Origin of the sequence: Sphingomonas cavernae, from assembly GCF_003590775.1 — a bacterium.
Lineage (GTDB): Bacteria > Pseudomonadota > Alphaproteobacteria > Sphingomonadales > Sphingomonadaceae > Sphingobium_A > Sphingobium_A cavernae.
In genome coordinates this window covers 289,436-312,251 of record NZ_QYUM01000004.1, presented here as the reverse complement: position 1 = coordinate 312,251, position 22,816 = coordinate 289,436, and the positions used below count along the sequence as shown (strand labels likewise).

Below are 22,816 nucleotides of genomic sequence, written 5' to 3'. Positions count from 1 at the left end.
TATGTTGGCGGCGTCATAGCCGAGCACCTGCCCAAGTCCAATGAAACTCTCCACAGCGCCATTCAAGCGCGCTATGGGTGGGGCGATCATGCTGACGCTGCCCAACATATTGACGCTTTCGCGCATCTTCGCCGTTCCCCTCCTGGTCTTCCTGCTCTGGCCGAATCCGAAGCCCTTCGACTATCTGCTCGCCTTCGCGCTCTACTGTCTGATGGGCATAACCGACTATTTTGACGGTTATCTTGCGCGGGCGAAGGGCGCGGTTTCGCGGCTGGGCGTGTTCCTCGATCCGATCGCGGACAAGGTCATGGTCGCTTCGGTGGTCGTGATGCTGATCTTCATCGACGACATCCGCGGCTATCACATGATCGCCGCACTTATCATCCTGCTGCGCGAGATCATGGTTTCGGGCCTGCGCGAATTCCTGGCGGGACTCAGCGTCTCTGTCCCCGTCAGTCAGCTCGCCAAGTGGAAGACGACCTTTCAGCTCGTCTCGCTGGGCGCGCTGATCTTCGCGGGCGCGGTGCCTCAGTGGCCTTGGGTGATGTCGGTCGGATTGCTCACACTCTGGGGCGCCGCGATCCTCACCCTTGTGACGGGCTGGGACTATCTGCGCGTCGGCCTGAAGCACATGGACTGAGCATGGCCGTGCAACTCCTCTATTTCGCATGGGTGCGTGAGGCGATCGGGCGCGATGGCGAGAGCGTGGAACTGCCCGAAACGATCGTGACCGCCGCTGATCTCGTCGATTGGCTGGCCGCAAGGGGAGGCGGCTATGCACAGGCCTTTGCCAACCCCTCACGATTGCGCGCCGCCATCGACCAGTCCTTCGTCCAGCTCGATGCACCGGTCGCGGGCGCGCGCGAAATTGCGCTCTTTCCTCCGGTCACCGGCGGATGAGGCAAATCCTCGTCGGCGAGGCGGATTTCGATTCCGCTGCATTGCTGGGTGAGCTCGAGAGCCTCGGCGGCGGCGCGGTGGCCAGCTTTATGGGCGTCGTACGCGGCGGCGACGGGCTGACTGCGATGCGGCTCGATCACTATCCGGCAATGACCGAACGCGCGCTTGCCGACATCGCCGTGCGCGCAGAGGCGCGTTGGTCGCTGCTTGGCCTCGTCATCATCCACCGCGTCGGAGAATTGCGGCCGGGCGAACGGATCGTGTTCGTCGGCACCGCTTCCGCGCACCGCGCCGCGGCGCTCGACGCGTGCCATTTCCTGATCGACTGGCTCAAGACCGAGGCGCCATTCTGGAAGAAGGAAAGCTTTGCCGACGGCGAAAGCCGCTGGGTCGCTGCACGCTGCGAAGACGATCAGGCTACGGCGCGCTGGGGCGCGTGAACGGGGCTCACGTCGCGCAGGACGTCGGCAAGTAGCTGGAAGTCCTTTTCACGCGGGCTGCCCTTGCGCCACACGAGCGCGATACGCCGCGCCGGGTTATCGGCGTCGAGCGGCCGGGCCTCGATAGCGGTGCCGTCGAGGATGCCTGCTTTGAGCGCCATTTCGGGAAGCAAGGTTACCCCCAGCCCATTGTCGACCATCTGGACGAGCGTGTGGAGCGAGGTGCCGAGCATCGCCGCCTCGGCCCGCAGCTCCGGGCGATTGCAAGCGGCCAGCGCATGGTCCTTCAGGCAATGTCCGTCCTCGAGCAGCAGCAGGCGGCTCTCGTCGATCGCGTCGGCGCTGACCAGCTCGGGCAGGTCGGTGCGTTCGTTGTGCGGGAAGGCGACGAAGAGTCGGTCCTCGAACAACGCCGCTGCCTCGACGTCGCCGCATGCATAGGGCAGCGCGAGCAATACGCAATCGACCTGTCCATGGTGGAGCGATTCACAGGCCGAGCGGCTGGTCTCTTCACGAAGATAGAGCTTGAGCTCGGGCCAGTCGTTGCGGATGCGCGGCAGGATTCTGGGCAGCAGGAAAGGCGCGATCGTAGGAATAACACCCATGCGCAGCTCGCCCGACAAGGGCTTTCCAGCCGCGCGCGCCATGCCCGAAAGCTCTTCGGCCTCGCGCAGCACGCGGATCGCCTTGTCGGTGATCTTCTCGCCCAGGGGGGTAAAGCGCACGACCCGACGCGTACGCTCGACCAGGGTGATCCCGATGAGCGATTCGAGTTCGCGAAGCCCAGCGGAAAGTGTCGACTGAGTGACGAAGCACGCCTCGGCGGCGCGGCCGAAATGGCCGTACTCACGCAGGGCCACCAGATATTGGAGCTGTTTGAGGGTCGGCAGATAAGTCGACATTAATCACCCTTATCGATCAATAAGGGCGATATAAGCGATGCGGTCGATTTTTCCAGTGTTAGCTGAGCGCGCGATAGACGCTGTAAAGGCTGGTCAGGGTCAGCACGACGCCGACCATCGTCATCAAGGTACGCGCATTGACCCGCTTGGCCAGATAGGCGCCAAAGGGAGCCGCCAGCAGGCCGCCAACCAGTAGTCCTACCGTCACCGTCGTGAACGCGGCGAAGCCGAGCTGCGCTATGAAGGCGATCGAGACCACCGTGGTCAGAAAGAACTCGGCGGTATTGACGGTGCCGATCGTGGTGCGCGGCGAACTGCCTTGGATCAGCAGGTTGGACGTGACCACGGGTCCCCAGCCGCCACCGCCCGCCGCGTCAAGGAAGCCGCCAACCAGCCCCAGCGGCGCGATCACCTTGGGCTGCTTGTGCTCATGCGGCAGATCCCAGGCGCGCCAAAGAAGATACAGGCCGATGCAGGTGAGATAGGCCATGACATAGGGACGCGCGACGTCCGCGTGGATGTTGACCAGCACATAGCTGCCGAGCACGCCGCCGATCATCCCGGGAATCACCAGTTTCGCAAACAGTTTCCAGTCGACATTCTTGTGCAGCACATGGCTGATGCCTGACGCCGCCGTCGTGAAGGTCTCGACCAGATGCACGCCAGCCGACGCGCGCGCGGGCGGGATGCCCATCACACTAACCAACAATGTGTTCGAAATGACGCCAAACGCCATGCCAAGCGCCCCATCGACCATCTGGGCGGCGAAGCCGATCGCTATGAACGGAAGAACCGCATGCCAGTGTTCGCTGATAAGCTCGATCATTCCGCTCTCGTTGCTGCCCCTAGTTGGCGAGGTGCTGCACTAGCACGAATAACAGCACAAGACAGTTTCCCTATCATAAGGGTCGAGAATAGCTATCAGCAGCCCGGAAAACCCGGCAGGACGTTTATCTGGAAATTGTGCGTTACGACCATTAGATTGTCCTGATCGCAATGGAAAGGTCCGGCCGCATGCTGGCAACGCTCAAATCCTATCTCGATTCGATCAAGGCGCGCGACCCTGCGCCGCGGTCGCGATGGGAGATTCTGCTCTATCCCGGCGTGCTCGCGGTCGGCATGCACCGCGTCGCGCACTGGCTGTTCGAGGCGAACCTGTTTTTCCTTGCGCGCTTCGTAAATCACACCGCGCGCTTCCTCACCGCGATCGATATCCATCCCGGCGCGAAGATCGGCCGCAACCTGTTCATCGATCATGGCTTCACTGTCATCGGCGAAACCGCGGAGATTGGCGATAATGTGACCATCTATCAATGTGTCACGCTGGGCGGAACCAATCCCGCCAACGGAATCGCGGGCAAGCGCCACCCGACGCTGGAGGACGGTGTCATCCTGGGGTCGGGTGCACAGGTGCTGGGGCCGATCACTGTCGGCAAGCGCGCGCGCGTCGGCGCCAATGCAGTCGTCACCCGCGATGTACCTGAAGGCGCGGTCATGGTGGGGATCCCCGCCAAGCCGACGCTGGTCGACGTGACCGAATATCAGAAGGGCTTCGTGCCTTACGGCACACCCTGCAGCGACGTTTTTGACCCTGCGACACAGAAGCTCGAACTGATGAAATGCGAGATCGAGACGATGCAGAAGCGCATCGCCGAACTTATGGTCGAGCGCGATGCGGCGCGTGAAGACAGGGAACAGCGCGACCGCGCATGAGCGGGATCGTCACACCCTTTCCGATCGGGCAGCGCGCCGGCGCGCAGACAGGGTTCGAACGCGGGGAGTTGATGCGCATCCTCGATCTTTACGGACGCATGGTGGCCGCTGGCCACTGGCGCGACTATGCGATCGACTTGGGCCGCGATGCGGCCATTTTTTCGGCCTTTCGCCGTGCCGCGGAGCATCCCGAATTCCGGATCGAGAAACGCCCCGCGCTACGGCTGCGTCAGGGGATGTGGGCATTGGTCAACGAATCGGGCGCGACGCTCAAGCGCGGCCACGACCTCTGCTCCGTACTCGCACCCGTGGAGCGCAAGCTGATCAAGCTGGTCGCGGATTGATCGTCGAGTCGTGTGTTGACCGGCGACCTTGCCAGGCACTCAGCTAGGGCAGCACATAGGCCTGCCGCCACAGCGCCTCACAACCAAAGCCGCCCACCGGTCCATCAAAAGGGCCGATGAGTTGCGGCAGCGTGGCGGTATTCTTCGGAATGCCAGTGGCCGGATCGATCTTCCATTTGGCGGGGGACGCCATGGTTCGCTTGGCGTCCTCCGAACATACCCGAAGCGCGTTGACCCGGCGCTTTTCCGCATCGGGCCCGGATCCGTGCGGTTGCAAACCCCTTACATTCTGGATGAACCACGGCTTTCCCTTGAAATCGAAGGGCCCGGCCTGTTGGCATGTGAACCCCGCAATCGGCTGACCGGTGTCGTCCTTGTATTTTCCGTTGAAGTCGAAGAACGGATTGGTGGTTTTCAGCCGCGCACCTGCTGTGATCTGCGGAGATGCAGCCGGTGAGGAGGGTGTTGTCGAAGTAGGTTCCGCAATCGGGCAGGCCAGAACCGCCTTGTCGCGCCCATCCGAGATGGTGTTGAATGTCGTTGTGTCTTGAGCGACGGTTTGTGTTGTGCTCAGCAATGCTATGCAGATTGCTCCAAGGCGTTTCATCATCTGTTGCTCCGACGTTTGTGCCGTCGGCAAAGTATGATGTAGCCCGGAAGCGGTCCTTGATATTTTCGACTCCGCCAGAATGAGCGCGCTGAGCGTTCTTCTGAAGCACATTTGCAGGATGCATCGCGCCTCGCTTTTCGGGCTCCCGAGCACGATGCTGTTGGCATGAAAAAGGCCGCGCGCCTCTGGGAAGGACGCGCGGCCAGTCTGTGTCCGGTAGGTCTCAGGCGGGTCGGGCGAGAGGGGCCGGACGGTCCGATACGGGCAGCTTGTCGCGCCAGCCGCCGGGCAACGTGCCCACCACCATCCGGCGGACGGGGTGCCAGAAGGCGGAGAGCATCAGCAGCGCCGAGCCGATGATAAGCGCGGTGAAGGCAACGCCCAGGCTGACCGCGCCAAAACGTTCGAACAGCGCGCTCATTGCGTAGAGCACATAGGCGAGCGATGAGACGAGCAGCGCGCGACGGTCGACGGCCAGTGAGACGGCCGCGAAGAAGATATACAGCGCGATGACGATCGCGGCCTGCCCGGTGCCGACATAGCCGTCGAGCAAGCCCAGTTGATGGAAGATCGGGTGCGCGATCATCGGTGCGGCGGCGAGGTGGAGCCAGAAGGCGACGTCGGCGCGGCGCGTGTGTCGCGTCCGGTCCGACATATCCCACCACATGGCGGCCGCGAAGAGCGCGATGCCGCCGGCGAGCACGAACCACGGCACCTGATCCTGGAGTCCGGTGTCGATGGCGAGCACCAGCGAGACGAGAACGCCGACCAGTGCCACGGCTCCCGCTGCAACCGTGATCGGCACGTGGAAGCGCCGCCAATGCGCCCAGGCCGCGGTCGCGGTCACCACGCCGAAACCGGCAAGGAGCAGCGCGTTGGTGCGGTCGGAGAATTGCGGATCGAGGTCGACCATCGTACCGACCATCGCCGCTGCGACGCCGCCGGTGAAGGTCAGCAGCAGGACGATGCTGGGCAACGCCATCCGCCGCTTCTTCGTGAAATATTCGGCGAGCAGCCAGCTCGCGCCCGCGACGAGCGCGCCGCCAAGCCCGGGTGACGTATCGCCGCCGATCCACGCCAGCGCGGTCAGCAGCAACGCGATAGCGATCGCGACGAATATGTCGTTGAAGCCGGTGAGAAGGCGAAAGCTCTCCTCATCGACCAGCGACGTCGCGCGGCAGTTGGCGATATGGTTGCGAAAGGCGTCCGCCGCGGCCGGGGTTAGCGCCCCCGCCGCAACTGCGCCCTCAAGATCGGATTCGCTGTACATTGGGCATGATCCTCCTCTGTGGGACGATCATAACATTGGTGTATTAATACAGCAATACGCCTTTTGGTTCTTGAAACGCTTCGAATCAGGCGCCCTGGAGCTTGTTCATGATGATCATCGATTGTTCGGCACCCGATTGCGGGACGATTTCGCCGGCTCGGTCGGTGATCTGCGCCCATGCGGCGGCGACGCCTTCCGGGGTGCGCTGGTCTTCGGGCAGATAGGCGCCCTGCGTCAGCGTGACATAGGCCGCCTGGAACACCCCCGCGCCCGCGCCGACGATCGCGTTGGTCGGCGCATCTTCGGACACGAGGTAGAGAGCGGCGGGCGCCACGTTTTCAGGCGCGAAGGCCGCAAAGGCTTGTTCGGGGAAGATGTCTTCGGTCATCCGGGTGCCTGCGACGGGCGCGAGCGTGTTGACCTTGATGTTGTATTTGGCGCCTTCAAGGTAGAGCGTCTTGGTAAGGCCGGCGAGGCCGAGTTTTGCTGCGCCGTAATTTGCCTGGCCGAAATTGCCGTAAAGCCCGGTCGAAGACGCGGTCATCAGGATGCGGCCGTAATTCTGGTCGCGCATCGTGTCCCAAACCGCCTTGGTGCAGTTGGCCGATCCGAGCAGGTGGACCTTGACGACGAAGTCGAAGTCCTCGGGCTCCATCTTGGCGAAGCTCTTGTCGCGCAGCACGCCCGCATTGTTAATCAGGATGTGGACGCCGCCCCAGGCTTCCTTCGCCTTGGCCACCATCTCGACCATCTGCGCATATTCGGTGACGCTGCCGCCATTGGACATGGCGATGCCGCCCGCCGCCTTGATCTCCTCGACGACCTGAAGGGCCGCATCGGAATGGCCGGTGCCGTCGCGCGAGCCGCCCAGATCATTGACCACCACCTTCGCGCCGCGCTTCGCCAGTTCGAGCGCATAGGCACGGCCAAGGCCGCCGCCAGCGCCCGTCACAATGGCGATGCGATCCTTGAAGTCGATGGTCATGGCGGGAATCTCCTGTCGTTTACGTGAACGTCAGCTAGCGATGGGCGGCCTCCTTGGAAAGGGCAAAAAAGCCCCTCCCATGGGGAGGGGCTTGGATGGGCAGCAGGTTTACACCGGTTACTTGGGACTGCGGCGCTGCTTGCACCCGTCGGTCACGGTCTTCGAGCACCAGGGATATTCGGCCTTCGGTGCCGGAGCCGGGTACTTCTGCTCGACCGTGGGCGGCGTGCCAAACTGTTTGGCCTCTCCCGCGGGCGGTGCGGCGGTAGAAGAATCTGCCGGCGGTGGTGGCGGCATCGGCGTCTGCGTCGGATCAGGTACTGGCGGCGCTTCAGGCATTGGCGTCTGTGCCGCGTCGGGCGCCGGAGGCGGCATTTGCTCGGCCGGCGGCGTTTGCTGGGCAAGGGCGGCACCGCTCATCATGAGCGCCGCAGCGAATATGAGTTTCTTCATCGCAACCTCCACTTGGCGGCCTGACCCGGCCGCTTTGCGTCCACGAGCCGCTGCCGGTTCGCGAAGACACAGGTTCAGAACGATGAAACAACGAAACCGATCCATTTTTCGGTCGAGTCGCCTGGGCAGGTGCGCCCAGACGTCTCAAAACAGGGGCGATCAGGCTGTCGCGTCGGTATCCAGTGCATATCCCGCCGAGCGAACGGTGCGGATGATGTCGGCGCGGTCGCCCTGGTTGATTGCTTTGCGCAGCCGGCGGATATGCACGTCGACGGTGCGCGGCTCGATCTCGCTGTCGCGGCCCCAGACGCTGTCGAGTAGCCGCTCGCGCGAGAACACCCAGCCCGGATGCTCGAGAAAGTGCTTGAGAAGGCGGAATTCGGTCGGGCCCAGTGGCACGACGTCGCCCCCGCGCTTTACCTTGTGACCTACGGTGTCCATCTCGATATCTGCGTAGCTCAGCGTCTCGCCCGCCAGCGCCGGGCGCACGCGGCGTAGCACTGCGCCGACGCGTGCAACGAGCTCGCGGGGAGAGAACGGCTTGGTCACATAGTCGTCGGCGCCGGTTTCGAGTCCGCGGACACGATCCTCTTCTTCTCCGCGTGCCGTCAGCATGATGATCGGCACATTTGCGGTCTCGGGCGCGCGACGCAGGCGGCGGCAGACTTCGATGCCGGACAGGCTTTCGACCATCCAGTCGAGCAGAACGATGTCCGGCGTCGATTCTTGTGCGAGCAGCAGCGCTTCTTCGCCATCGGGTGTGTGGCGGACCGAAAAATCCTCGCGCTGGAAATTGTAGATGAGGAGTTCGGCAAGCGCCGCGTCATCCTCGACGAGCAGCATGTCCGCGCGCGCCATGGACTTAGTTTCCCTGCGGTGCGGCAGGATCTTCGCCGCGTTCGCGGTCGACGAGATATTCGCCTGTGGCAGCATAATAGACCATCTCCGCTACATTGGTGGCATGATCGCCAACGCGTTCGAGGTTCTTTGCAACAAAAAGCAGGTGCGCCGCCTCGCCGATGGTCTGGGGATTTTCCATCATGAAGGTGACAAGCGTCCGGAAGATGCTGTTGTAGAAATCATCGACGATATGGTCCGTATCGACCACCTTGACCGCCTTTGCGGCGTCGCGCGCGGCGTAGGCGTCGAGCACATCATGGACCATTTCGGTCGCGGTGCGCGCCATGGCGGGTATCAGCGACAGCGGTTCGATCTTGCGTTTGCTCTCGATCAACGGAACGCGCTTTGCGATGTTCTTTGCATAGTCGCCGATGCGCTCGATCACGCCGGCGATCTTGATCGCGGCGACGACTTCGCGAAGGTCGTCGGCCATCGGCGCGCGCAGCGCGATGATGCGTACCGCGGCCTTTTCGATCGCGCTTTCGAGTTCGTCGATCCTGCGGTCTTCGGCCACGATACGGCGGGCGGCCTCGTTGTCACGCTTGATGAGCGCATCCATCGCCGCGATGATCGCGCTTTCCGCGCGGCCGCCCATCTCGGAGATGAGCCCGCGCAGTTCGCCGATATCCTCGTCGAAGGCCTTGACGGTATGTTCGGTGCCAGTTCCCATAGTCTCGTCTTTCCTCAGCCGTACCGGCCCGTGATGTAGTCCTTGGTCCGCTCCTGACGCGGATTGGTGAAGATCTCTGACGTTTCACCATATTCCACCAGGTTGCCGAGGTGGAAAAAGGCAGTGCGCTGCGAGACGCGCGCCGCCTGCTGCATGTTATGCGTGACGATGACGATCGCGTACCGCCCGCGCAGCTCGTGGATCAACTCCTCGATCTTGGCGGTGGCGATGGGATCGAGCGCCGAGCAGGGCTCGTCCATCAGGATCACTTCGGGATCGACGGCGATGGCGCGCGCGATGCACAGGCGTTGCTGCTGCCCGCCCGAAAGCGCGGTGCCGCTGTCTGACAGCCGGTCCTTGACCTCGTCCCACAGGCCCGCCTTGCGCAGGCTCTGTTCGACGATGACGTCCATGTCCGCCTTGTTCGAGGCGAGCCCGTGAATGCGCGGGCCATAGGCTACGTTTTCATAGATCGATTTGGGGAACGGGTTGGGCTTCTGGAACACCATGCCGACGCGAGCACGCAGTTGCACAACGTCCATCGAGGATGCGTAGATGTCCTCGCCATCGAGTGTAATCTCGCCCTCGACGCGCGCGGACGCGACAGTGTCGTTCATGCGATTGAGCGTGCGCAGGAAGGTCGATTTGCCGCAGCCCGAGGGGCCGATGAATGCGGTAACATTCTCCATGTCGACGTCGATCGAGACATTGTCGATCGCACGCTTGTCGCCATAGAAGACGCTGACGTTTCGCGCCGTCATTTTCGATTTTTCGGTCATCTGTTCCATTACCAGCGCTGTTCGAATTTGTTGCGAAGATAGATTGCGAGCCCGTTCATCGTCAGCAGGAAGACCAGCAGCACGATGATCGCGGCAGACGTCTTCTCGACGAAGCCGCGGCTCACCTCGTCGGACCAGAGGAAGATCTGGACCGGCAATACGGTGGCGGGGTCTGCGATGCCGCCTGGCGGGGTTGCGATGAAGGCACGCATGCCGATCATCAGCAGCGGTGCGGTCTCGCCGAGCGCGCGCGCCATGCCGATGATCGTACCCGTGAGGATACCGGGCAGCGCAAGCGGCAGGACGTGATGGAATACCACCTGCACGGGGCTTGCGCCGATGCCGAGTGCGGCGTCGCGGATCGAGGGGGGCACCGACTTGATCGCGTTGCGTCCGGCGATGACGATGACGGGCATCGTCATCAGCGCGAGCGTTGTGCCGCCGACCAGTGCAGCCGAGCGGGGCAGGTGCATGAAGTTCAGGAACACCGCGAGCCCCAGCAGGCCGAAGATGATCGAGGGCACCGCTGCGAGATTGTTGATCGACACCTCGATCAGATCCGTCCAGCGATTGCGCGGCGCATATTCCTCGAGATAGATCGCAGCGAGCACGCCGACGGGGAAAGCGAGCAACAGAGTGACGAACATCGTCAGCAGCGAACCCTTGAGCGCCCCCCAGATGCCGACCCGGGTCGGATCGGTCGAATCTGCGGAGGTCAGGAAGGTGGCATTGAAGCCCGTGCTGACGCGACCTTCCACGTTCAGTCTTTTATAGATGGCCTCGGCGGGCGGTTCGCCTTTGCCCTTGGCTGCCAGATCGATGGCCGTCGCCGCCGGAACGTCGATCTCGACCTTCCTGGCGAGGACAGACGGGTCGTCCCTGATCGCGTCGCGCACCTTCAACCACGCGCTATCCGATATATAGTCCGCGCCGGCGGGGCCAAAGGCCGCCACCGCTGCGGCAGTAGTCGCTCCTTCGATATCTGCGGTCGCGAGGGCCACTTCAGCGTGCGGTCCCTTGAGAGCTGCAGGATCGAGGATCATCGCAGCCCGCGGAAAATCCACAGGCAGCCGGATTTCGGTCTGGGTAAAGCCGCGCGCGCCATTGCCGAGCATGGTGATCAGCAGAAAGGCAAGGAAAGCGACCGAAATCAGCACCGCTCCCAGCCCCATCAGCTTGAAGCGGCGTTCGGCGGCATAGCGCCGGGTGATCCGGCGCTGCATCGCGTCGGTCTTCCAGTCGGTTGGCTTGCGCGCAGCCCTGATGGTGGGGAGGGGGGCCTCGACAGTCATGGCCTTACTCATATGCTTCCCGATATTTTTTCACGACACGCAGCGCGACGATGTTGAGCAGCAGCGTGATGACGAACAGCACCAGGCCCAGCGCGAAGGCGGCGAGCGTCTTGGCGCTGTCGAATTCCTGGTCGCCCGTCAGCAACTGGACGATCTGCGTGGTCACGGTGGTCACCGAAGCGAAGGGGTTTGCGGTCATGTTGGCCGCAAGACCCGCGGCCATCACCACGATCATGGTTTCGCCGATCGCGCGGCTCACGGCCAGCAAGACGCCGCCGACGACGCCCGGCAGCGCCGCGGGAAGCAGCACCTTGCGAATCGTTTCCGAGGGTGTCGCGCCCATGGCGAGCGAGCCATCGCGCATAGCCTGCGGGACCGCCGCGATCGAATCATCGGCCATAGAGGATACAAAGGGGATGATCATCACGCCCATCACTATGCCGGCGGCGAGCGCGGATTCGGATGAAGCCCCGCTGATCCCGATCGAGACTGCGAAGTCGCGCAGTGCGGGTGCAACGGTAAGCGCGGCAAAATAGCCGTAGACCACGGTCGGCACGCCCGCGAGGATCTCGAGGATAGGCTTCATCCAGCTTCGCGTTGAGGGCTTGGCGTACTGCGTCAGATAGATCGCGCTCATCAGACCGAGCGGGATCGCGACGAGCATCGCGATGATCGCGCCGATGAAAATCGTACCCCAGAAGAGCGGGATCGCACCGAACGCGCCCGACGACGCCGGCATGTTGGATGCGGGCGGGCTCCATTTTGTGCCGAAGAGGAATTCCACGGGCGAGACCATCGAGAAGAAGCGCACGGATTCGAACAGCAGCGACGCCACGATGCCGACGGTCGTGAGGATCGCGACGAGCGAAGCGACCAGCAGCGCGGCCATCACCAACCGCTCGACGCGGGTGCGCGCCCGGAAATCGGGTTTGATGCGCGTGAACGCATAGGCACCGCCAGCAAAGGCAAGTACCAGCGCCAGGATGGTGCCGATGACGCCATATTTGGTGATCGCCTGCGCATAGGCGGGGGCGAGCGCATTGGCCTGCGGGTTAAACGCCGTCTGGATCGAGCCGTTGGCGAGTGCACGCGCCTCGGACAGAATGGCGGAACGCTCCATGCCGAATGCGGGAAGGTCTGCGGCCGCGGGCGTCGCGAGCACCGCTTGCGTGATCAGGCCCGGCGACACCGTTGCCCAAATCCCCAGGAAGATCAGGGCGGGCAGCGCGGTCCAGAGCCCGACATACCAGCCATGATAGGCGGGAAGCGAGTGCGCGCGGGCGGTTCCCGTGCCGCCAAAACGCGCGGCGCGCATCCGTGCGGTGACCCAGGCGATAAGCCCCAGGCCGAGCACGAGAAACAGGAGTGCAAGCATGGACACTATTGGTCTTGCGCCTTTCGTTGTGTCGCCGTCGAAGCAATATGGCCGGGCGGGGAGGCAAGCGAATGCCTCCTCCGTCCGGGTCATAGGCTTATTTCAGGTCGCTGCCGTTCATGAAGGTCAGCTTGGTTGCGACCTCGGCATTGGCCGCACGCACCGCGTCGGGCGACGCGATCAGACCGCGCTTGGCCAGATAGCCATCGGGGTTCCAGGCCGAAGCATATTCGCCAAGGAACTCCTTGAGGCCCGGAATTGCGTTGAGGTGCGCGCCCTTCACATAAATATAGAGCGCACGCGCGCCGGGATAGGAGAAGTCGGCGATCGTCGCATAGGTCGGCGCGACATTGTTGATCTTGACCCCTGTCACCGAGGCGAGATTTTCCTCGAGGAAGCTGTAGCCGAGCACGCCGATGGCGTTGGGATTGGCGGTCAGCTTCTGGACGATCAAATTGTCGTTCTCACCCGATTCGATATAGGCGCCGTCCTCGCGGACCTTCGTGCAGATATCCTTGTGCTTGTCGGCGTCCTGGCTCTTGAGCGCCTTCATCTCGGGGTTCGCATCACAGCCCTTTTCGAGAATCAGCTCGGCGAGTGAGTCGCGGGTCCCCGAGGTCGAGGGCGGGCCATAGACCTGGATCGCGACCGCGGGGAGCGCGGGGTTCACATCTTTCCAGGTCTTGGCGGTGTTGGGCTTGCCATAGGGATTGGCTGCGATCGCCTTATAGATATCCGCGGTCGTCAGCGCCATCTTGGGGCCATTCTTGGCCTCGATCAGCGCGAGCCCATCAATGCCGATCTGGATCTCGACGATGTCCTTGACGCCGTTCTTCTGACAGTCTTCGAACTCCGACTTTTTAATTCGGCGTGAAGCGTTCTCGATATCGGGATGGTTGGCGCCAACGCCCGCGCAGAACAGCTTCATTCCGGCGCCGGTGCCGGTCGATTCGACCACCGCGGCCTTGAAACGCGGGTTATTGGTCACGAACTTTTCCGCAACCGCCGTCGTGAACGGATAGAGCGTCGACGAACCGACCACCTTGATCTGGTCGCGCGCGCCCGACGCGCCGCTTCCGGCCTCATCGCCACAAGCAGCAAGCGCGAGCGCCGAAACGGCGACGAAAGCGAAATTCTTCAACATCTGGATCTCCCCTGCCGCATGGATCTTGCGGCTCGGCGCCGCCACTAGCAGTGTGTCTTTGGGCTTTTGTTGCAGTTGTGTGTCAGTTTGATGACAGTGCGCCCGGCGCGGTGGGCAGATTGACCGTTACGGTCGTGCCCTTGCCCTGAATGCTTGCGATATCAAGCCGTCCCCGGTGACGCTCGACGATGTGCTTGACGATCGAGAGGCCGAGCCCGGTTCCGCCCATCGCGCGGCTGCGCCCCGAATCGACACGGTAGAATCGCTCGGTGAGTCGCGGCAGATGCTCTGCGGAGATGCCTTCGCCTTCGTCCTCGACCGAAAGTCGCACCATCGAATCGCCGTTGCGCGTCATTGCGATGCGGATTGGCGTTCCGCTGCGCCCATATTTGATCGCGTTGCCGACGATATTGTGGAGGAGCTGCGAAAGCTGGGCTCGGTCTCCCGCCACAGGCGGCACGCCTTCATCGATCACGATCAACAGATCGCGGTCCTCGCCATCGGGGCTGTCCTTGACCACGCGGTTGACGTCGCCGATCAGCGACGCGAGATCGACCGCGTCGTCGGGCGCGCGGTGCTTCTCCGCCTCGATCCTGGAAAGCGAGATGAGGTCGTCGACGAGCGTCTGCATCCGCCGCGCCTCTTTCATCATTACGTCGAGGAAGCGATTGCGCGTACCTTCGTCGCCGCCCGCTTCGGGATCTCCCAGCGTTTCGATGAAGCCAAGGATCGCAGCGAGCGGGGTGCGCAGCTCGTGGCTCGCATTGGCGACGAAGTCGACGCGCATACGCTCGGCGGCATGCGCCAGACTGCGGTCGACGAGGTGTACCAGCCGGCGGCCGTCGCTCATCTCGGCAACGTGCATCAGCCAACGTTGCTCGCGCGCGCCAAGGCCCACCAGTTCGATCCCGCGATCGGTGCCGCCGCGGAAGCTGCGGGCCAGATGCTCGGCTGCTGCCGGATGGCGGATGGCGGTACGAATATCCTCGCCCGCGATATGTTTTCCCAGAAGCGCGATGGCGGCGTTATTGGCGTTGAGCACGCGTCCGTCGCGTACCAGCAGCACGGGATCGGTCAGCGCCTCGAGCACCGCTGTCATGGTGCCAGTTCCATCCTGGCCGGGAGGGTTCACGGGGCGCGACGCGTCGTGGACGTTGGACAGCGGATAGATCGCCAACAGCACTGCCCCGACGCCGCCGAGCAGGAAGACGAGTGTTGCTTCGAAACTTGCGCCGAGCGCGATCCCGACAAGCGCGGCGATGCCGACGATGACGATTGCGGCGACGGTCCACGCAGAATCAATGGCCTTCATGTCGCGCCTCATAACCGATTTCATGACAATGTGATGACAGAATTGCTGCGCGCGCGCCTTGGGGGGGCGGTCGACTGCGGATTGCGCGCGTCACACCGATAGGGGGATTTGTCCCGCCTTGCGCCTCGCAACGCGTTGAAGTTAAAGTCCCTCCCACAAATCGGAACGAGGGGCGCGGGCCTATGATCGATCCGCAGCAATCGCATGCATGGCTGGTCGGCGGCGGGATATCGTCCCTGGCCGCGGCGGTTTTCCTCATTCGCGATGCAGGCGTGCCGGGGCCACATGTGCATATCCTTGAAGAAAGCGAGATCACCGGCGGTGCGCTCGACGGAGCGCTTTCTCCGGCGCAGCGCGGCTATGTCACGCGCGGCGGCCGCATGTTCGAGGAAGAGGCCTATGATTCACTCTGGAATCTGCTCGAGACGATTCCTTCACTCGAAAGCCCTCCGCTCACCGTCCGCGAAGAGATCCTTGCTTTCAACGAACAGGTGAAAACCGAATCGCGCGCCCGGCTGATTTCGCGCGGACCGCATATTGTCCAGGCGCGGGAATATGGCTTCGACCTCCAGGATCGCGTTGCGATGATGCGGCTGATGACCACGCCCGAGCAATTGCTCGGTACGCGCCGGATAGACGAGATATTCTCGGAGCATTTCTTCTGCACCAATTTCTGGCAGATGTGGCGCACCACTTTCGCCTTTCAGAACTGGCACAGCGCAGTGGAACTGCGGCGCTATTTCCTCCGCTTCGCGCGCGAATTCTCACACCTGCACACGCTCTCGGGCGTGCGGCGGACGCGCTACAATCAATATGACTCGATCGTGCGTCCCATTCAGCGCTGGCTGGAGGCGCAGGGCGTGGACGTGCGCTTTGGCACATGCGTGATCGACATCGATTTCACTCAGGACGATACGACGCGCCGAAGGGCGACGCGTTTGCACGTCGAAACAGCACATCGCGCGGCGGTCATCGACGTCCAGGATCAGGATACTGTGTTCGTTACCATCGGCTCGATCATCGCGGATGCATGCTATGCCGGCAATGACAGCGTGCCCGAACTTGTTCGTGACCGGCGCGACGGCTCCTGGCGGCTCTGGGAGACGCTCGCGATGAAGGCGGAAGATTTCGGGCGCCCATCGGTGTTCTTCGGCAATATCGAGGAGAATAAATGGGAGTCATTCACGCTTACCATGCGCGGTGACGCGTTGTTGCGACGGATCGTTGAATTCTCGAACAATCAGCCTGGAACCGGCGCCTTGATGTCGTTCGTGAATTCCGCATGGCTCATGTCGATCGTTGTGCCGCACCAGCCGCATTTTCGCGACATGCCTCCCGATACGTTCACGCTCTGGGGATATGGACTCCACATCGACAAGCCCGGCGACTTCATCAAAAAGCCGATGTCGCAATGTACCGGGCACGAGATACTGGCCGAATTGGTACATCATCTCGGTTTCGAGGATGCGCTCGACGAGATCCGCGCCAGCACCGATGTGACGACCGCAATGCTGCCCTACGCTTCGTCGCTTTTTAGCTGCCGCGCGCTGGGCGATCGGCCGTTGATCGTCCCGCAGGGTGCGGCAAATTTTGCGTTCCTCGGTCAGTTTACCGAGATGCCAGTCGATGTCGTCTTCACCGTCGAATATTCGGTCCACGGTGCTATGCACGCGGTTTACACGCTTTATCGTCCGGGGGATTTGCCGCCGGTTCGGCACGCGCGGCTTGAGCCCGGCGTGGCCTGGAATGCGCTGGAAGCGTTGTTCCTCCGGCGGCAGCGCGCTGTTTGACGCAAGACGTTCCGGCCACATAAATAGTTAACCGCGTCGCTTCGCCCAAGGTTTACGAATATGTAAGCGCAATCGGGCAAAAAGGGCGGGCTATGAGCAAAATCGACAAGCAGGAACGCGATGCGCCAGGCGTCCCGACACGGCGGCAGGCGCTGATGCTGGGCGCAGTTGCCGCCTCCGCGGTTGTCTCGATCCGTCCCGCGCTCGCGCAGGCGACGGGTTCGGTGCTCAATTGCGATATTCCGGTGCCCGAAGCAGGGCGCGCAGGGCATCATATTGCTCCCGACGGGAGCCTCGTTCCGCGTGACACGCCCGGCGCCTTCGCGCCTGCGCCGCGGCCATTCACGGGCGAAGAGGTGAGGGCGGCGCTTGACGGGCGATCGCTTCCTGGCACGACGATGGAACAGAGCCAGGCCTATACCAATTATATCCGGCGCCTTCAGCACGGGATGAGCGGCTTTACCTGCTACGCCTCGCTCCAGAACCCGCGGGGCTGACGCCTTTGTCATGCCCGGTCCTGTATATCGCGCCGAACCCGCCGCGCACCGGCGCCACATCGCGCTCGACACGCTCGACCTGATCTACCATCGCACTTCGGGCATCACGCATGTCGTTGCAGAGCCCGTCCCGCAAATACTCGCCGCACTGGAGCAGGGGCAGGCTGACGTCACCGAAATCGTTCGGCGCCTTGCTGCCACCCACGAACTGAACCGGGGCGAGGCCGAACCTGTCATTGCGGCACGGCTGCTGGAGCTCGAGGTCGCCGGCCTCGTCGCGAGGGCATGAAGCATCATTTTGACGTTCGCATTGGCCCTGTGGGGTTTCGCATCGGTTCGGCCTGGCGCCGGCCCGTGACCGAACTGGCGACGCTCTATGCGGGTTATCCCGGGCCCGACGGCGGTATCGCCGATTTTACCGTGCGGCTCGAACCGGAACGGCCATGGCGGCGCTGGCTGCGCCCCTCGATCGCGATCCGTGGTGATTTCACGTTGCCCGACGCCGCGCCGCTGTCGCTTGCCCATGGGTTGCTCGCCGCAGAAATGGGGATGAACCTGCAAATGGCGCTCGGGCAGCGGCGCTTCCTGCTGCTGCATGCCTCGGCGGTCGAGCGTGACGGCCGAGCGTTGTTGATGACGGGGCATTCGGGCGCGGGCAAGTCGACGCTTGCGGCCTTGCTCGGCGAGCGCGGATGGCGTTTCATGGGGGACGAATTTGCGCTGCTCGAGCCGGATACTGGTCTGCTTCACGCCTTTCCAAGGCTTGTGAGTCTCAAGAACGGCGCAATCGCGCAGATGGAGAGTGAAGCCGCCGCCGAACGTTTCGGGCCGCGCCTCGGTGCGACGCCCAAGGGCGACATCCGGCACATGCGGCCCAATCCGCGCGCGATCGCCGAGATGGGGGTGCCTGCGCGGCCCGCACTGATCCTGTTTCCGCGTTACGGTTTCGAAGCCGCCGATCGCCCGATGGGCGCGAGCGAGGTCTTCGTCAGGCTGACCCAGGCATCGACCAACTATGTGGCGTTAGGGGAGGCCGGGTTCGACGCGCTTTCAACGCTTGTTCGCCGCGTGCCTGCGCGCGCGGTCGATTATCCGGATACCGCGACCGCGCTCGGCATGGTCGAGATGCTCTGGGCGGAGCTTGCCGGGTGAAAGATGCGCTGTCGCTCGCGCGCGCGCTATGCGATCCGGGATCGGTCGGGCGGCTCGACGCGCGCGGCTGGACCGCGCTGATTGCCGCCGCGCGCGCAGAGCAGTTGATCGGAACGCTTGCGTATCGACTGAAAGGACTTGCAATCCCGGACGCCGCGGAACGCGTGCTTGCCGACGCGCGGGCGTCGGCCGAACATTGGCGCCGCTCCGCACTCTGGGAGGCGGAGGCCGCTCGCCGTGCGCTCGGACCGCTCGACTGTTCGGTGATATTGCTCAAGGGCACCGCATTCGCCGCCGCCGGGCTCGACGCGGGCGCCGGGCGCGCCATCGGCGATCTAGACATATTGGTGCCACGCGATCGGCTCGACGATGTCGAACGGGCGCTGCTTGAAGCCGGCTGGGAATGGGTCAAGCCCGACCCCTATGATGATGCCTATTACCGGCGCTGGATGCACGAACTGCCGCCGCTCATCCACCGCGAGCGCGATCGCATGATCGACGTCCATCACACCATCCTGCCGCCGACCGCGCGGATCACGCCCGATGCCGCGGCGCTGATCGAAGACAGCGTGGCGCTTCAAAACGGCCTTCGCGTCCTCTCGCCGCCGGACATGATCTGCCATGCCGTGACCCACCTGTTCGCCGATGGCGACCTTTCGGGTGGTCTCAGGAACCTGTGGGATATCGATCGGTTGCTACGCGAATACCGGAATGATGCCGTAGTCTGGGAAGCATTGCCGCGCCGCGCGGAACGCCACGGCATCGCGCGCGAGTTCGCCCGCGCGATGCGGCTTACCGAAAGGCTGTTCGGTTCGCCGATACCGGTCGTTTCGAAGCGCGGGGCGCTCGATCCGTTTTATGTTCGTCGCCTTGCTGCGCGCGATGGCTGGGGGCGTGAAACGCGCAAGGGGCTGCGGCTCGCTTTCTACGCACGCTCACACTGGCTTCGCATGCCGCCGCTGATGTTGGCCGAGCATTTGTGGAGAAAGGCGCGACGCTGATCCGGGCTAGCGCCCGCGTTCGGACCAGTCGTGGTGCTGCGTCGTGGTCGCGATGCGCAGCGGCTCCGCCGGACTATTAACGCGGTATCCGTGCAGCCATGCGCGTCCCGCAGCGAAGCTCATCACCGGAAAATAATCGGGCACCAAGCTCGATTCACGGACTTCATTCGTCGTGCTGTCCAGCACGTGCAGCCTGCCCTCTGCGCGCACGGCGAGGATGGCGTGGTCGTCGCGCCGCGCTCCGTCGCGCACCAGCACCAGGAACAGGTCCTCCGCGCGAAATCCAAGGCTGGCGAGCAGCGCCATCTTGGCGATCGCATAGTCCTCGCAATCGCCGCGACCGCGCGCGAGCGTCGACGCTGCCGAAGACCAGAGGTCGGGCATGCCATTCAGCACCTGGTCGCTCGTATAGCCAAGGCGATCGTTCACCCAGCGGTTGATGTGCCGCAGTTGATCGAGCCGATCCAACCGCCGCGCCTGCGCGACGGCTGTGGACCATGGACCCATGCTCGTCAGACTTGCAGGCCGAACCTTGCGCAGGCGCGCGTCGAAGGGCGTGCGCTGAACAGGAACCGCAACCGAACCGAAGATCGCGGGTCCGCCTGACGGATCGAAAGCCGCTGCATCGTCATGGTGACGGATAGCAGCCTCGCGCTCACCAGTCGTGCTACAGGGAGGAGTGGCGCTCAGCGTGGCAGATTGCTGCTGCGCTACCATCTCAGTCATGCGACCGCCGCAAGGCGCAGCATTCTGCGGACCTTGCCGGGCAAGTGCCGGGACCAGTAGTGTTATGGCTCCAAGTGATCCGGCGACGAACCATTTGCACCAGCTTACAGCGCGGGCCTTCCCCAACGGATAGTCGGATCGAAAGTCCCTTGGGTTGATTTCGAAGTTGCCTTGTGAGCGGTCCTCGCATCCGGGCCCGTGCAAGCGCTTTTCAGGGGTGCTGTGGACATGCATCGGATGACACTTCCTATAAAATAGGCAGCCCCACCCCGAAAATGCATCAAATATGACTGTTAATCGAAAATCATTACTATTTGGTCACGAGTTGTGCAACAATAATTCTATAGTAATACTTTTAAGTAATTGTTGAAAAATGAATAATAACGTCGTAATGTTCCGGGGGAATGGTTGGCTGTGGCACCACTCTGCGCGGCGGACCTGTTCGGCGCGAGTATCAACCCAGCCGTTCAAGCGTTGCGATCAGCGCGTCATAGTGATCGATGATCGCATCGGCGCCGAGTTCTTCGACGGCCTGGTTGAGGAAGCCAAACGACACCGCGATCGAAGGAATTCCCGCGTTTTTTGCAGCCATCACATCATAGATTGAATCGCCGACAAAGGCTGCGCGGCCGCCGCCCGCACGCGTGATCATCTCGTGGATCGGCGCTGCGCTTGGTTTGGCATTGCCCTTGCCCATGGTGTCGCCGCCGATCACCGCGGCGAAGCGATCGCGAAGATCGAGTTCGGTGAGCAGCTTCTCGGCAAATCGTTCGAACTTGTTGGTGCAGATCGCCAGCTTTACGTTCATCGCGCTCAACCGGTCGAGCGCATCGATCATGCCCGGAAAAGCCACGGTGCCGTTGGACAGGTTCTCCTCGTAAAAGGCCAGTAGCAGACCGTAGAGCCGCTTCGTCTCTTCTTCCGAACAGCCGCCCGTCGCTTCCAGACTGCGTTCGAGCATTTTCTTGGCACCGCCGCCGATCATCGGCTTCACAACGTCGAGCGAGAGCAGCGGGCGGCCCGCCTCGGCGAGCGCGTGATTGACCGCGTCGGTCAGGTCGCGGCTGGTGTCGAGGAGGGTGCCGTCGAGGTCGAAGCCGATCACGGCAAAGGGGAAATCGTGCATCCGACGATCCATGCCGTCTGGGGGATGGCGTTGGCAAGCGGGACGTGGCAATGCGCGCACAGGTTCGACAAGGAGTAAGCATGAGCCAGCCGCCGATCGCCGCCATCATCCTCGCCGCTGGGCAGGGAACGCGGATGAAATCGGATCGGCACAAGGTGCTGCATCCGATCGCGGGCCATCCGATGCTGCACCATCTTTTGACGAGCGTCGATCGGCTGCATCCAGCGGAAAAGGTGGTCGTTGTCGGCGCGGGCCGGGAGCAGGTCGAAGCCTCGCTTGCCGGGCGTGGCGCCAGCATCGCGGTGCAGGCCGAACAACTTGGCACGGGTCATGCGGTGCAGCAGGCCGAGGAGGCCTTGCAGGAATTCTCGGGCGACGTGCTGATCCTTTATGGCGACGTGCCGCTCGTCACCGAGGCGACGATGCAGCGCATGCTCGATCGGCTGAATGCGCCCGACGCACCGGTGGCGGTCGTACTGGGTTTCCGTCCTGCCGATGCCGCCGCTTATGGCCGCATCGTTGCGGATGCGGACGGCGGCATCGCCAGGATGGTCGAGTTCAAGGACGCGACGCCCGAGGAGCGCGCGGTGACGCTGTGCAACTCAGGATTGCTTGCGGTACGTGCCGCCGATCTGTTTGCGCTGCTCGCACGCGTAGGCAACGACAATGCAGCGGGGGAATATTACCTGCCCGATATCATCATGCTCGCCGCTTCGGATGGTCGGAAGAGCGCGGTGATCGAGGCCGATGCCTCGGAAGTGGCGGGGGTTAACAGCCGCGCGGAGCTCGCCGCGGTCGAGGCCGAATGGCAGCGTCGCCGCCGCGCGGAAGCGATGGCCGCGGGTGTCACGCTTGCCGCGCCGGAGACCGTCTGGTTTGCGCATGATACGGTCCTGGGTCGCGACGTGACGATAGCCCCGCACGTGGTCTTCGGTCCGGGCGTGCATATCGCGGACAATGTGACGATCCATGCTTTCAGCCATATCGAGGGCGCGACGGTCGAAAGCGGCGCCGAGGTCGGGCCCTATGCGCGGCTGCGTCCGGGCGCGGTGCTCCGTGAAAAATCCAAGGTCGGCAATTTCGTCGAGGTGAAGAAATCAGAGCTCGGCGTGGGGGCAAAAGCCAATCACCTGACCTATCTGGGCGACGCGACGGTCGGCGCGGGGGCCAATATCGGAGCGGGAACAATCACCTGCAACTATGACGGCTATTTCAAATATCGGACCGAGATCGGCGAGGGGGCTTTTGTCGGCTCCAACAGCGCACTTGTGGCGCCGGTGAAGATCGGCAACGGCGCAATCGTGGGAGCTGGCTCGGTCATCACGCGCGATGTCGAGACGGATGCGCTCGCGCTCGGGCGTGGCGCGCAGGAAGCGAAATCGGGCTGGGCAAGGCGGTTTCGCGACATGATGAAATCAAAGAAGGCGGGTTGAGC

General features: G+C 63.1%; 26 protein-coding genes. 11 read left to right on the top strand and 15 right to left on the bottom strand.

Going from position 1 to position 22,816, the window contains the following annotated elements:
* The first annotated feature begins 88 nt into the window (after nucleotides 1–88).
* The 3 genes from pgsA to D3876_RS16770 are packed head-to-tail and all read left to right on the top strand — an operon-like array spanning nucleotide 89 to nucleotide 1,340.
* Nucleotides 89–640: a CDP-diacylglycerol--glycerol-3-phosphate 3-phosphatidyltransferase gene (gene pgsA, locus D3876_RS16780; RefSeq protein ID WP_119765593.1), complete on the top strand. Its 552-nt coding sequence runs from the start codon at nucleotides 89–91 to the stop codon at nucleotides 638–640.
* 2 nt (nucleotides 641–642) lie between these two features.
* Entirely contained in the window at nucleotides 643–900 is a 258-nt protein-coding gene (moaD, locus tag D3876_RS16775) for a molybdopterin converting factor subunit 1 (RefSeq protein WP_119764460.1), read from the top strand.
* Entirely contained in the window at nucleotides 897–1,340 is a 444-nt protein-coding gene (locus D3876_RS16770) for a molybdenum cofactor biosynthesis protein MoaE (protein WP_119764458.1), read from the top strand. The genes moaD and D3876_RS16770 overlap by 4 nt, the downstream gene beginning before the upstream one ends.
* Here D3876_RS16770 and D3876_RS16765 read toward each other — a convergent pair.
* Together D3876_RS16765 and D3876_RS16760 are read right to left on the bottom strand one after the other, a co-directional pair.
* Nucleotides 1,313–2,242: a hydrogen peroxide-inducible genes activator gene (locus D3876_RS16765; RefSeq protein ID WP_119764456.1), complete on the bottom strand. Its 930-nt coding sequence runs from the start codon at nucleotides 2,240–2,242 to the stop codon at nucleotides 1,313–1,315. The two genes, D3876_RS16770 and D3876_RS16765, sit on opposite strands and share 28 nt — an antisense overlap.
* 58 nt (nucleotides 2,243–2,300) lie before the next feature.
* A complete protein-coding gene (locus tag D3876_RS16760; protein WP_119764454.1) occupies nucleotides 2,301–3,068 on the bottom strand; it encodes a sulfite exporter TauE/SafE family protein in 768 nt (255 codons plus the stop codon).
* 188 nt (nucleotides 3,069–3,256) lie between these two features.
* On the opposite strand from D3876_RS16760, the gene epsC reads away from it, so the two are divergent.
* On the top strand, nucleotides 3,257–3,955 hold the full coding sequence (gene epsC / locus D3876_RS16755; RefSeq protein WP_119765591.1) for a serine O-acetyltransferase EpsC: 699 nt from the start codon (nucleotides 3,257–3,259) through the stop codon (nucleotides 3,953–3,955).
* Nucleotides 3,952–4,299, top strand: coding sequence for a DUF2794 domain-containing protein (locus D3876_RS16750; RefSeq protein ID WP_119764452.1), 348 nt, complete (start codon nucleotides 3,952–3,954; stop codon nucleotides 4,297–4,299). The genes epsC and D3876_RS16750 overlap by 4 nt, the downstream gene beginning before the upstream one ends.
* A gap of 43 nt (nucleotides 4,300–4,342) precedes the next feature.
* On the opposite strand, the gene D3876_RS16745 is transcribed toward D3876_RS16750, so the two are convergent.
* The 11 genes from D3876_RS16745 to D3876_RS16700 form a co-directional block, all read right to left on the bottom strand.
* Nucleotides 4,343–4,909 carry a hypothetical protein gene (locus D3876_RS16745; RefSeq protein WP_147417684.1) on the bottom strand — a complete coding sequence of 189 codons (567 nt, stop codon included), beginning with the start codon at nucleotides 4,907–4,909 and terminating at the stop codon, nucleotides 4,343–4,345.
* A gap of 223 nt (nucleotides 4,910–5,132) precedes the next feature.
* Entirely contained in the window at nucleotides 5,133–6,179 is a 1,047-nt protein-coding gene (locus D3876_RS16740; protein WP_119764448.1) for a hypothetical protein, read from the bottom strand.
* Between the two features lie 85 nt (nucleotides 6,180–6,264).
* The gene (locus tag D3876_RS16735) at nucleotides 6,265–7,164 is read right to left on the bottom strand and encodes an SDR family NAD(P)-dependent oxidoreductase (protein ID WP_119764446.1); all 900 of its coding nucleotides are present in this window, start codon (nucleotides 7,162–7,164) and stop codon (nucleotides 6,265–6,267) included.
* A 117-nt stretch (nucleotides 7,165–7,281) separates the two neighbouring features.
* The gene (locus D3876_RS20290; protein ID WP_147417683.1) at nucleotides 7,282–7,617 is read right to left on the bottom strand and encodes a hypothetical protein; all 336 of its coding nucleotides are present in this window, start codon (nucleotides 7,615–7,617) and stop codon (nucleotides 7,282–7,284) included.
* 159 nt (nucleotides 7,618–7,776) lie between these two features.
* The gene (gene phoB, locus D3876_RS16730) at nucleotides 7,777–8,475 is read right to left on the bottom strand and encodes a phosphate regulon transcriptional regulator PhoB (RefSeq protein WP_119764444.1); all 699 of its coding nucleotides are present in this window, start codon (nucleotides 8,473–8,475) and stop codon (nucleotides 7,777–7,779) included.
* Nucleotides 8,476–8,479: 4 nt separating this feature from the next.
* A complete protein-coding gene (gene phoU, locus D3876_RS16725) occupies nucleotides 8,480–9,187 on the bottom strand; it encodes a phosphate signaling complex protein PhoU (RefSeq protein ID WP_119764442.1) in 708 nt (235 codons plus the stop codon).
* 14 nt (nucleotides 9,188–9,201) lie between these two features.
* Nucleotides 9,202–9,975: a phosphate ABC transporter ATP-binding protein PstB gene (pstB, locus tag D3876_RS16720; protein ID WP_119764440.1), complete on the bottom strand. Its 774-nt coding sequence runs from the start codon at nucleotides 9,973–9,975 to the stop codon at nucleotides 9,202–9,204.
* Nucleotides 9,975–11,258, bottom strand: a complete 1,284-nt coding sequence (gene pstA / locus D3876_RS16715; RefSeq protein WP_420801971.1) for a phosphate ABC transporter permease PstA — start codon at nucleotides 11,256–11,258, stop codon at nucleotides 9,975–9,977. Before pstA ends, pstB begins: the two co-directional genes overlap by 1 nt.
* Before the next feature lie 4 nt (nucleotides 11,259–11,262).
* Nucleotides 11,263–12,633 (bottom strand): phosphate ABC transporter permease subunit PstC, encoded by a 1,371-nt coding sequence (gene pstC / locus D3876_RS16710; RefSeq protein ID WP_420801984.1) that lies wholly within the window; start codon nucleotides 12,631–12,633, stop codon nucleotides 11,263–11,265.
* 97 nt (nucleotides 12,634–12,730) lie between these two features.
* Nucleotides 12,731–13,777 (bottom strand): substrate-binding domain-containing protein, encoded by a 1,047-nt coding sequence (locus D3876_RS16705; protein ID WP_119764436.1) that lies wholly within the window; start codon nucleotides 13,775–13,777, stop codon nucleotides 12,731–12,733.
* Nucleotides 13,778–13,859: 82 nt separating this feature from the next.
* Nucleotides 13,860–15,089 (bottom strand): ATP-binding protein, encoded by a 1,230-nt coding sequence (locus D3876_RS16700; protein ID WP_119765587.1) that lies wholly within the window; start codon nucleotides 15,087–15,089, stop codon nucleotides 13,860–13,862.
* 182 nt (nucleotides 15,090–15,271) lie between these two features.
* Here D3876_RS16700 and D3876_RS16695 point away from each other — a divergent pair, with 182 nt between their 5' ends.
* The 5 genes from D3876_RS16695 to D3876_RS16675 all read left to right on the top strand — a co-directional run bounded on the left by D3876_RS16695 (nucleotide 15,272) and on the right by D3876_RS16675 (nucleotide 19,529).
* A complete protein-coding gene (locus D3876_RS16695; RefSeq protein WP_119764434.1) occupies nucleotides 15,272–16,879 on the top strand; it encodes an oleate hydratase in 1,608 nt (535 codons plus the stop codon).
* Between the two features lie 92 nt (nucleotides 16,880–16,971).
* On the top strand, nucleotides 16,972–17,376 hold the full coding sequence (locus D3876_RS16690) for a hypothetical protein (protein ID WP_119764432.1): 405 nt from the start codon (nucleotides 16,972–16,974) through the stop codon (nucleotides 17,374–17,376).
* Nucleotides 17,377–17,386: 10 nt separating this feature from the next.
* The gene (locus D3876_RS16685) at nucleotides 17,387–17,665 is read left to right on the top strand and encodes an HPr-rel-A system PqqD family peptide chaperone (RefSeq protein ID WP_119764430.1); all 279 of its coding nucleotides are present in this window, start codon (nucleotides 17,387–17,389) and stop codon (nucleotides 17,663–17,665) included.
* Nucleotides 17,662–18,528 carry an HprK-related kinase A gene (locus tag D3876_RS16680; RefSeq protein WP_119764428.1) on the top strand — a complete coding sequence of 289 codons (867 nt, stop codon included), beginning with the start codon at nucleotides 17,662–17,664 and terminating at the stop codon, nucleotides 18,526–18,528. Before D3876_RS16685 ends, D3876_RS16680 begins: the two co-directional genes overlap by 4 nt.
* Nucleotides 18,525–19,529: a nucleotidyltransferase domain-containing protein gene (locus tag D3876_RS16675; protein WP_119764426.1), complete on the top strand. Its 1,005-nt coding sequence runs from the start codon at nucleotides 18,525–18,527 to the stop codon at nucleotides 19,527–19,529. The genes D3876_RS16680 and D3876_RS16675 overlap by 4 nt, the downstream gene beginning before the upstream one ends.
* A gap of 6 nt (nucleotides 19,530–19,535) precedes the next feature.
* On the opposite strand, the gene D3876_RS16670 is transcribed toward D3876_RS16675, so the two are convergent.
* Together D3876_RS16670 and D3876_RS16665 are read right to left on the bottom strand one after the other, a co-directional pair.
* Nucleotides 19,536–20,255 (bottom strand): transglutaminase-like cysteine peptidase, encoded by a 720-nt coding sequence (locus D3876_RS16670; protein WP_182912042.1) that lies wholly within the window; start codon nucleotides 20,253–20,255, stop codon nucleotides 19,536–19,538.
* Between the two features lie 454 nt (nucleotides 20,256–20,709).
* Nucleotides 20,710–21,381, bottom strand: a complete 672-nt coding sequence (locus D3876_RS16665; protein ID WP_119765585.1) for an HAD-IA family hydrolase — start codon at nucleotides 21,379–21,381, stop codon at nucleotides 20,710–20,712.
* A gap of 80 nt (nucleotides 21,382–21,461) precedes the next feature.
* Here D3876_RS16665 and glmU point away from each other — a divergent pair, with 80 nt between their 5' ends.
* The gene (glmU, locus tag D3876_RS16660) at nucleotides 21,462–22,814 is read left to right on the top strand and encodes a bifunctional UDP-N-acetylglucosamine diphosphorylase/glucosamine-1-phosphate N-acetyltransferase GlmU (RefSeq protein WP_119764422.1); all 1,353 of its coding nucleotides are present in this window, start codon (nucleotides 21,462–21,464) and stop codon (nucleotides 22,812–22,814) included.
* The last annotated feature ends 2 nt before the right edge of the window (nucleotides 22,815–22,816 follow it).